Here is an 8,560-nt window from a genome sequence, read left to right on the forward strand (position 1 = left end):
AAGGTGGTGGACCTGACCGAGGGCGCCTACACCGAGCGTGAGCTCATGCTGGTGAAGGTGCGCGCGGTGGGCAAGGAACGTGAAGAGATGAAGCGCATGGCCGACATCTTTCGCGGCCGCATCATCGACGTGACCGAGAAGAGCTACACCATCGAGCTCACCGGCGACCAGGGCAAAAACGACGCGTTCCTGGACGCGATCGACCGCAGCGCGATTCTCGAAACCGTGCGCACGGGTGCGTGCGGCATCGGTCGCGGCGAGCGCATCTTGCGCGTTTAAGATTGCAGGTTTTTCGGGCTCAGCCGAACCGCCGTTCGGGCTGGGCCTGTCGAGGGCCTTCGACGGGCTCATGTTCGAACGGCACACCAATACCCCCAAAGAGGAATGACCATGAAAGTTTTTTACGACAAAGACTGCGACCTGAGCCTGATCAAAGGCAAGACGGTTGCCATCATCGGCTACGGCTCGCAAGGCCACGCCCACGCCCAGAACCTGAACGACAGCGGCGTGAAGGTCGTGGTTGGTCTGCGCAAGGGCGGTGCTTCCTGGGACAAGGTCGGCAAGGCCGGTCTGAACGTGATGGAAGTCAACGATGCCGTGAAGGCCGCTGACGTGGTCATGATCCTGTTGCCCGACGAGCAGATCGCCGAGGTCTACACCAACAACGTAGCCCCCAACATCAAGCAGGGCGCATCGCTGGTGTTCGCTCACGGCTTCAACGTGCACTACAACCAGGTCGTGCCTCGCGCCGATCTGGACGTGTGGATGGTCGCGCCCAAGGCCCCTGGCCACACCGTGCGCAACACCTACACCCAGGGTGGCGGCGTGCCCCACCTGATCGCTGTGCACCAGGACAAGTCCGGCAAGGCCCGTGAACTGGCCCTGAGCTACGCCATGGCCAACGGTGGCGGCAAGGCCGGCATCATCGAGACCAACTTCAAGGAAGAGACCGAGACCGACCTGTTCGGCGAGCAGGCCGTGCTGTGCGGTGGTGCTGTCGAGCTGATCAAGATGGGCTACGAAACCCTGGTCGAAGCCGGCTACGCCCCCGAGATGGCCTACTTCGAGTGCCTGCACGAACTCAAGCTGATCGTCGACCTGATCTACGAAGGCGGCATCGCCAACATGAACTACTCGATCTCCAACAACGCGGAGTTCGGCGAGTACGTGACGGGTCCGGAAGTGATCAACGAAGAGTCGCGCAAGGCCATGCGCAACGCGCTCAAGCGCATCCAGAACGGCGACTACGCCAAGATGTTCATCCAGGAAGGCCGTCTGAACTACCCGAGCATGACCGCTCGCCGCCGCAACACCGCTGATCACCAGATCGAAGTGGTGGGTGCCCAGCTGCGCGCCATGATGCCCTGGATCGCGAAGAACAAGCTGGTCGACCAGACCCGCAACTGATCGCGCTCGCGTTCAAAGACAAAGGCCACTCCGGTGGCCTTTGTCGTTTCTGCTGGCGTGCCACTGACTTACACTGCCAGAACTGCCCGACGGGCCTTTCAATACTTCCCATGCACGACGGAACCGATCCTCAGCACGATCCCATCATCGAACAGCCCAAACGCAGCAAGGGCATCTATATGGTGCCCAACATGATCACGTTGGCGGCGCTGTTCGGCGGGTTCTACGCCATCGTCATGGCCATGAATGGCCGTTTCGATCTGGCCACTGTTGGCATCTTCGCCGCCATGGTGCTCGACAGTTTGGACGGTCGCGTGGCCCGCATGACCAACACCCAGAGTGCGTTTGGCGAGCAGATGGACTCCCTGTCCGACATGGTGTCCTTTGGTGCTGCGCCGGGCCTGGTGGCCTATGTCTGGGTGCTCAAGGACATCGGTCGCTGGGGCTGGATCGCCGCCTTTGTGTACTGCGCCTGCGCTGCCTTGCGGCTGGCACGCTTCAACGTCAACACGGGCGTGGTGGACAAGCGTTACTTCCAGGGCTTGCCATCGCCTGCCGCTGCCGCGCTGGTGGCAGGCTTCATCTGGCTGGCCACCGAACTGGAACTCGACCGCACCGTGTTGACCTGGCCGCTGTTCGCTCTGACGTTGTATGCCGGGTTGACCATGGTCACCAACGTGCCGTTCTACAGCTTCAAGGACCTGAGCCTCAAGAAGAGCGTGCCCTTCGCGGCCATCGTGCTGGTGGCGCTGGGCATTGCGGTGATCAACATCCACCCGCCCACGGTGTTGTTCGGGCTGTTTGTGGTGTACGGTTTCTCCGGCTACGGCATGTATTTCTGGCGCAGGTCCAAGGGCAGGCCCACCAGCGTCATCAGCACGTCCACCGATGAGCCGGACGAACGCGGCCTGCACGAATGAGCCGGAGTGGGCCGCATCATGCCGATGGTTTTTCTCTATCCGGACGGCCAGGGCTTTGTGCTACATTGCATCGCATGAATCACGTTTCGTTCTCGCTACTACTGGATGTCCTTGACGGGCAGGTCTGGTAACGCGCGAGCGACTTCCTACAACGGCCCGTTTGCACCCGCAGCGGGCCGTTTTGTTTTCTACTGCGGGTTTTTTCAAGTGCTGCCCACGAGGCGACCCTCCGGAGAATCACATGACCGACAAGCTCATCATTTTTGACACCACCTTGCGCGACGGCGAGCAGTCGCCCGGGGCGTCCATGACCAAGGACGAGAAGCTGCGCATTGCGCGCCAGTTGGAGCGCCTCAAGGTCGACGTGATCGAGGCGGGCTTTGCCGCCAGTTCCAATGGTGACTTTGATTGCGTGCAGGCGATTGCCAACACAATCAAGGATTCCTCGGTCTGCTCGCTGGCCCGTGCGAACGATCGCGATATTTCCCGCGCGGCCGAAGCACTCAAAGGCGCCAGCCGGGCTCGTATCCACACCTTCATCGCGACCAGTCCTCTTCATATGGAGAAGAAGCTGCGCATGACGCCCGACCAGGTGTTTGAGCAGGCCAAGCTGTCGGTTCGTTTTGCCCGCAATCTGGTGGAAGACATCGAGTTCAGCCCGGAAGATGGCTACCGCAGCGATATGGACTTTCTCTGCCGCGTGCTGGAAGCCGTGATCAAGGAGGGGGCGACCACGCTCAACATCCCCGACACCGTGGGTTATGCGATCCCCGAGTTGTACGGCGACTTCATCAAGACGCTGCGCGAGCGCATCCCCAACTCCGACAAGGCGATCTGGTCGGTGCACTGTCACAACGACCTGGGCATGGCGGTTGCCAACTCGCTGGCTGGTGTGAAGATCGGGGGCGCGCGCCAGGTGGAGTGCACGATCAACGGCTTGGGTGAGCGTGCAGGCAATTGTTCGCTTGAAGAGATCGTGATGGCGGTCAAGACGCGTCGCGATTATTTCAACCTGGATGTGGGTATCGACACCAGCCAGATCGTGCCCGCCAGCCGCATGGTCAGCCAGACCACCGGCTTCGTGGTGCAGCCCAACAAGGCGGTGGTGGGGGCCAATGCCTTCGCGCACGCTTCGGGCATCCACCAGGACGGCGTGCTCAAGGCGCGCGACACCTACGAGATCATGCGGGCCGAGGACGTGGGCTGGAGTGCCAACAAGATCGTGCTGGGCAAGCTCAGTGGTCGCAACGCCTTCAAGCAGCGCTTGCAGGACTTGGGCATCGAGATGGAGTCGGAGTCGGAGATCAACAGCGCGTTCGCCAGGTTCAAGGAGCTTGCCGATCGCAAAAGCGAAATCTTTGACGAGGACATTCTGGCCCTGTGCAGCGACGAGAGCGTGACGGCTGAAAAGGAGCAGTACGGCTTCGTGTCGCTCGCCCAGCGCTCGGAGACCGGTGAACGGCCCCATGCCGAGATCGTGATCACGGTTGAAGGCAAAGAGGTCAAGGCGACCTCCGACGGCAACGGTCCGGTCGATGCTTCGCTCAAGGCCATCGAGTCGCATGTCAAGAGTGGCGCTGAAATGGTTCTGTACTCGGTCAATGCCATCAGCGGATCGACGGAGAGCCAGGGCGAGGTGACGGTGCGCCTGCAGCACTCGGGTCGCGTGGTCAACGGCGTGGGGGCGGACCCCGACATCATCGTGGCCTCGGCCAAGGCGTACCTGAGTGCGCTCAACAAGCTCAGCAGCAAAGCCGATCGTGTGGCGGCGCAAGGCTGAAACTTAGAAAAATCAAGGACTTGTCAAACAAACTTACTCAGGATGGGCGAGTTGCCTGCGAAATCGGAGGCAATTCGATCCATCATGAGGAAGTTTTTGCAAGCTTTTGATATTGCTAGTTTTTTTGCTTTTGCCTATACTCCAATCAATTGGTTAATTCGGTTGGAGTGGGCACATGATTCTTCGCATGCAAGGCATTCGTTACGCGCTGCGGCTGGCGGCAGGTGCGGTGCTGACGGCGAGTTTGTCCGTCTCGACGCTGGCGCTCGCCGCCAACACGGCCACAAGCAGTGGCAAGGCCAAAAAGACGGTTGTTGCCAAGGCCGCTGAAAAAAGCAAGAGGCCGACATTGGCCAAGTCGGTGACGGCCAAAAGCCCTTCGGGGGCGCGCACGGCGCAGAAGTCCGCGGGCAAGAAAGTGGTTGTCGCGACCGCTCGGGGCAGCAAAAACGGCTCAGCGCAAGCGAAGTCCTCCGTGGAACGCAGCGCCAAACTGGCCAAGGCTGGTCGACCGGATCGTCTGGCTCGTGCGACAGGGCAGAAGAAGCAGGCGCTTCGTCTGGCCTCGGGCAAAAACCGTCCCAGCGCACAAGTCGACCTGCTCGCCGCATCCGTTGTGCGCGTGCCCGTGGAGCCTCGCGTGTCAACCGGTGAGCGCCTGGGGCTGCGGGCGTCGCATGATGCGCTGGATCTCAATTCGAGCGTGGCGCTGGTGGTGGACCAGGAAACCAGCGAGGTGCTGTTCAGCAAGAACGACACGGCGGTGCTGCCCATCGCGTCGCTCACAAAGTTGATGACTGGCCTGGTGATCGCCGATGCCCATCTGTCGCTGGACGAACAGATCACCATCACCGATGACGATGCCATGGTGTACCGCAACAGCCGGCTGGCGGTTGGCACCACCCTGTCGCGCGGCGAGTTGATGCACTTGGCTTTGATGTCGAGCGAAAACCGAGCGGCGAATGCCTTGGGGCGCACCTTCCCCGGTGGCTCGGACCAGTTTGTCCGCCTGATGAATGCCAAGGCGCGTGAGCTGGGCATGCGCGACACCCGCTACGTTGAACCTACGGGCCTGTCGAGCCAGAACCAATCCAGTGCGCGCGACTTGGCGACGCTGGTGTCCGTGGCCTACGAGCGTCCCATCCTGCGCAGTCTGTCCACATCGCCCAGCCACCAGCTGGAATTGGGGCATCGCACGCTGCAGTACAACAATTCCAACCGCCTGATCCGCAACCCGGAATGGGAAATCGGTCTCCAGAAGACGGGTTACATCTCGGAAGCAGGGCGCTGTCTGGTGATGCAGGCCAAAGTGGCGGGGCGCAAACTGATCATGGTGTTCCTGGACTCCGCCGGCAAGCTCAGTCGCGCGCAGGACGCCGAGAGAGTCCGCCGCTGGGTCGAGGCCCAAAGCATCCAGCAGAGTTTCGCCCGGCCTCAGGGTTGAAGCGTTGCTCGCATAAAAAACGGCCCATCAAAGGGCCGTTTTTTATGGAGGGCGGAGAAGTGCTCCGCGTCAGCGGACGCCGGCCAGCACGGCCTTTGCCGTGGGGCAACCCAGGGCGGCCGAAATTTCGGCCGCTGTGGCGCGCAGCTTGGGTACCCAGTTCTCGTCGATGCGATCGGCCGGCGCTGAAATCGACAGGCCGGCCACCAGCTTGCACTGGTCGTCGTAAATGCCAGCGGCCATGCAGCGCACACCGAGCTCCAGTTCTTCGTTGTCGCGGGCCAGTCCGGCCTGACGGCACTGGTTGAGCTCGCGTTCCAGTGTGGGCAACTGTGTGAGGCTGTTGCGGGTGTTGCCGGCCAGGCCTGTGCGCGTGGCGTAGGCCCTCACACGTTGCGGCTCGTCTGCAGCCAGGAACAGCTTGCCCACCGACGTGAGGTGCAGTGGTGCGCGACCACCAATGGCTCGAACCACTTGCATTCCTGAACGCTCGCTGTAGGCGCGTTCGACGTAGATGATTTCGTCGCCTTGGCGCACGCTCAGATTGACCGGTTGCTGAATCAGTTTGTGCAGTTCACGCATGGGCTGCAGCGCGGCGTCGCGCACGCTCAATCGAGCTTTGACCAGGTTTCCCAACTCCAGCAGGCGCATTCCCAGGCGATAACTCCCTGCCTCCGGGCGGTCTACAAAGCGGCCGATGGTCAGGTCGTTGAGGATGCGGTGCGCGGTGGATGGGTGCAACCCGGTTTTTTCGCTGATCTCTTTCAGAGACACCGGCTCTTCCCGGGAGGCCAGTACCTCCAGCAGGTTGAACATGCGCTCGATCACCTGAACGGTGGGGGTGCTGGGCAGGCTGTCGGTTCGTTTGTTCATGGCAGCAAAAAGGTTGCTGCTATTTTACAAGATGAAATTGCCGTTCCGCAGGGTGGAGCGCGGTTCTCGCACCACTGGTCTGCGCCGGATTCAACGACCGCTCACCCAATGACCGTCGATCAACAGCTGATGTGGCCGAAATCCGGTCTTGTAGGCCATCTTGCTGCTGTGTTCAATCCAGTAGCCCAGATAGACGTGGGGCAGTCCCAGCGTCAGGGCCTGTTCGATCTGCCACAGGACACTGTAGGTGCCGTAGCTTGCAACATCGTCCGGCTCGTAGAAGGTGTACACCGCAGACAGGCCATCGTTGAGCACATCGACGATGGACACCATCTTCAGCTTCGCGGCCCGATCTTGGCTTGCTGGTTCGTAGAACTCGATCAGGCGCGAATTGACGCGACTTTGGAGCAGGAACTGGGTGTATTGGTCGATGCTGTCGTGGTCCATGCCGCCGCCAGCGTGGCGGCTGTTCTGGTAGCGCAAGTACAACTGATAGTGCTCGGGGATGAAGCAAAGCTTGAGCACCCGTGTTTCAAGGTGGGCGTGTCGTGAGCGGCTGCGCCGCTGGCTGCGGCTGGGCTGAAAGTCTTTGACGGGAATGCGAAGCGGCACGCAGGCTTGGCAGCCATCGCAGTAAGGCCGGTAGGTGAACATGCCGCTGCGGCGAAAGCCGTGCGTGACCAGGTCGGAATACGCGTCGTTGTGGATGAGGTGGCTTGGGGTGGCCACTTGGGAGCGTGCCTGGCGTCCTGCCAGGTAGCTGCACGGGTAGGGCGCCGTCGCGTAAAACTGCAGCGCCTGGAGCGGGAGTTCTTTCGGGTGGGTCACGCGTGGGCAGCACCGTTTGGGAGAAGCTGGCTCCAGTATATGGGGTCGAAGTGCCAGATGGGGCTGGCGTGCTGCAGGGCTTGGCCCAGTTGCCTGCAGAACGCCTCGCGCGGCTGTGGACGGGCCCCCATCGAAGCCAGGTGGGCGGTTTCCTGCTGGCAGTCGATCAGAGGCAAGTCGTGGGCGAGTGCGAAGGCCACAAGGGCGGCCAGCGCGATCTTGGAAGCGTCGCTGCGGCGGCTGAACATGGATTCCCCAAACACCATGGCGCCCAGGTTCACGCAATACAGTCCGCCGGCCAGTTCGCCATCGATCCACGTTTCCACGCTGTGCGCCAACCCGGCCCTGTGCAGCTGTGTGTAAGCCTGCACCATGGTGGGCAGGATCCAGGTGCCGCTCTGGCCGTCGCGCGGGGCGTGAGCACAAGCGCGGATTACGCGTTCAAAGTCATGGTCCATGCGCACGCGCAAGCGGTTGTCGCGCAGCAGCTCCAGCAGTGTTTTGCGCAGTGAACGGTGGAGCCTGAACTGTGACGGTCTCAGGGTCATGCGCGGATCGGTGCTCCACCACAACACCGGCTGACCGGAGCTGTACCAAGGAAAGATGCCAGACGAATAGGCGGTCACCAGGGTCGGGACATCCAGCACACCGCCGGCGGCCAGCAAGCCGGGTGCCGGGTCGCTGGCACCCCACGCCGAGTCGACCGGCGGAAAAGCCTGTCCAGGTTCCAGCCAGGGGACAGCTCGGGTGGGGGGCGGCTGAGTCATCCCGCTATTGTGCGAGCGTGCGCGCGCTCAGGGTTGGGATGTGTTCGGCGAGGCTGCTTCGTGCCGAACGCGAGTGGAGCGTGTCGCCGTGGCACGCCACAGCCCGATCACCACCAGAATGCCAACGGCATCGGCCAGCAAGTCCAGCCACTCGCCATAGCGCCATCCGGTGGCTGCCTGAAGCAATTCAATCAGTCCCCCGTGCGCCAGCAAGAGCAGTGGCAACCGCACCCGATGGTGCGGATAGGTCAGCAGCCCCAGCAGCGTGAGGCCGCCAAATCCCAGTGCATGCTGTGCCTTGTCCCACAGACTGAACACTGGCGGCGGCAGCAATCCGGTGGGCATCAGTGACAAAGCAGTGAGCACCAGCAATGCGAGCCAGAATGGGATTTTTTTCGCGCTCAGGGACATGACCATAAGCCAATGTAACGGCTTTGGTGAACGACAAAGCCCTCCAGGCGCAGGAGGCAAGACTCAGAGAAAATCCAAAGGGGGTTCCGTGAGCAGCGAAATCCGGTGTAGACTAGCGGGCTTCGCTGAT

Annotated in this window: 8 protein-coding genes and 1 pseudogene; 5 read left to right on the forward strand and 4 right to left on the reverse strand. The window is 61.6% G+C overall.

Annotation, left to right across the window (positions count from 1 at the left end):
• The 5 genes and pseudogenes from ilvN to RMP09_RS16130 form a co-directional block, all read left to right on the forward strand.
• On the forward strand, nt 1-279 hold a 279-nt coding region (gene ilvN / locus RMP09_RS16110; RefSeq protein WP_310567001.1), incomplete at its 5' end, for an acetolactate synthase small subunit.
• Nucleotides 280-357: 78 nt separating this feature from the next.
• Nucleotides 358-1,407 (forward strand): annotated as a pseudogene (ilvC, locus tag RMP09_RS16115) (ketol-acid reductoisomerase); the annotation flags it as partial.
• A 110-nt stretch (nt 1,408-1,517) separates the two neighbouring features.
• Nucleotides 1,518-2,327 (forward strand): CDP-diacylglycerol--serine O-phosphatidyltransferase, encoded by an 810-nt coding sequence (gene pssA / locus RMP09_RS16120; RefSeq protein ID WP_310567002.1) that lies wholly within the window; start codon nt 1,518-1,520, stop codon nt 2,325-2,327.
• Nucleotides 2,328-2,568: 241 nt separating this feature from the next.
• Nucleotides 2,569-4,107, forward strand: coding sequence for a 2-isopropylmalate synthase (locus RMP09_RS16125; protein ID WP_310567003.1), 1,539 nt, complete (start codon nt 2,569-2,571; stop codon nt 4,105-4,107).
• A 187-nt stretch (nt 4,108-4,294) separates the two neighbouring features.
• Entirely contained in the window at nt 4,295-5,551 is a 1,257-nt protein-coding gene (locus tag RMP09_RS16130; protein WP_310567008.1) for a D-alanyl-D-alanine carboxypeptidase family protein, read from the forward strand.
• A 69-nt stretch (nt 5,552-5,620) separates the two neighbouring features.
• Here RMP09_RS16130 and RMP09_RS16135 read toward each other — a convergent pair whose 3' ends face one another.
• The 4 genes from RMP09_RS16135 to RMP09_RS16150 all read right to left on the reverse strand — a co-directional run bounded on the left by RMP09_RS16135 (nt 5,621) and on the right by RMP09_RS16150 (nt 8,436).
• Nucleotides 5,621-6,424, reverse strand: coding sequence for an IclR family transcriptional regulator (locus RMP09_RS16135; RefSeq protein ID WP_310567004.1), 804 nt, complete (start codon nt 6,422-6,424; stop codon nt 5,621-5,623).
• Between the two features lie 90 nt (nt 6,425-6,514).
• Nucleotides 6,515-7,252 (reverse strand): arginyltransferase, encoded by a 738-nt coding sequence (locus tag RMP09_RS16140; protein ID WP_310567005.1) that lies wholly within the window; start codon nt 7,250-7,252, stop codon nt 6,515-6,517.
• Entirely contained in the window at nt 7,249-8,019 is a 771-nt protein-coding gene (gene aat, locus RMP09_RS16145; protein ID WP_310567006.1) for a leucyl/phenylalanyl-tRNA--protein transferase, read from the reverse strand. Before aat ends, RMP09_RS16140 begins: the two co-directional genes overlap by 4 nt.
• 27 nt (nt 8,020-8,046) lie before the next feature.
• Nucleotides 8,047-8,436 carry a VanZ family protein gene (locus RMP09_RS16150; protein WP_310567007.1) on the reverse strand — a complete coding sequence of 130 codons (390 nt, stop codon included), beginning with the start codon at nt 8,434-8,436 and terminating at the stop codon, nt 8,047-8,049.
• Nucleotides 8,437-8,560: the final 124 nt, after the last annotated feature.

Source organism: Hydrogenophaga sp., assembly GCF_031426985.1.
Taxonomy (GTDB): Bacteria; Pseudomonadota; Gammaproteobacteria; order Burkholderiales; family Burkholderiaceae_C; genus Hydrogenophaga.

Coding starts and splice junctions, on each gene's coding strand:
- pssA (WP_310567002.1), top strand. CDS start 1,518: ATGCACGACGGAACCGATCCTCAGCACGATCCCATCATCGAACAGCCC.
- RMP09_RS16125 (WP_310567003.1), top strand. CDS start 2,569: ATGACCGACAAGCTCATCATTTTTGACACCACCTTGCGCGACGGCGAG.
- RMP09_RS16130 (WP_310567008.1), top strand. CDS start 4,295: ATGCAAGGCATTCGTTACGCGCTGCGGCTGGCGGCAGGTGCGGTGCTG.
- RMP09_RS16135 (WP_310567004.1), bottom strand. CDS start 6,424: ATGAACAAACGAACCGACAGCCTGCCCAGCACCCCCACCGTTCAGGTG.
- aat (WP_310567006.1), bottom strand. CDS start 8,019: ATGACTCAGCCGCCCCCCACCCGAGCTGTCCCCTGGCTGGAACCTGGA.
- RMP09_RS16150 (WP_310567007.1), bottom strand. CDS start 8,436: ATGGTCATGTCCCTGAGCGCGAAAAAAATCCCATTCTGGCTCGCATTG.